General features: G+C 45.3%; 1 protein-coding gene and 1 pseudogene. One reads left to right on the forward strand and one right to left on the reverse strand.

Going from position 1 to position 552, the window contains the following annotated elements; translation table 11 throughout:
• Positions 1-99: pseudogene (locus GMA8713_RS28390) on the reverse strand (transcriptional repressor); the annotation flags it as partial.
• A 168-nt stretch (positions 100-267) separates the two neighbouring features.
• On the opposite strand from GMA8713_RS28390, the gene GMA8713_RS27195 reads away from it, so the two are divergent.
• Positions 268-552: tRNA-dihydrouridine synthase (locus GMA8713_RS27195; RefSeq protein WP_198159620.1), on the forward strand; the 285-nt coding region annotated here is incomplete at its 3' end.

A 552-nucleotide genomic window follows, 5' to 3' on the forward strand; every position in this document is an offset into this window, starting at 1 on the left:
TTCGTAAATAAGCTCATAAACAGTTCGACGCTGAGGAGTGAGACGTACACCTCTTGCGGAACAGATATCTTCCAATTGTTGTATTAGCTTTTGATTCACATGGTCACCTGTCTTAGCGAAGTCCGACTATTTTATACTAATTCCCTAGAGAGGTCGTTAGTCTCATTCGTGTAATTTGCCGCCACCCATCAAGCTCTGTATAATCCCGCCTCCTTAATGCTGAGAACTTTCAGCTGGATTGATTTTTGAACGATGCGAGACACCATTATGTATCATGCTTCACGCTTATCCGTTGCGCCCATGCTCGATTGGACAGATAGACATTGCCGTTACTTCCATCGTCTATTGTCATCGCAAACGCTGTTGTATACCGAAATGGTAACAACAGGTGCGATTATCCACGGTAAAGGTGACTTTCTTGCGTATAACGAAGAAGAACATCCTGTGGCGTTACAGTTAGGTGGGTCTAATCCTGCGGACTTAGCGACGTGTGCAAAGCTTGCCTCGGAGCGTGGGTATGATGAAATCAACCTCAATGTGGGTTGTCCTTCC

Source organism: Grimontia marina, assembly GCF_900060185.1.
Taxonomy (GTDB): domain Bacteria; phylum Pseudomonadota; class Gammaproteobacteria; order Enterobacterales; family Vibrionaceae; genus Enterovibrio; species Enterovibrio marinus.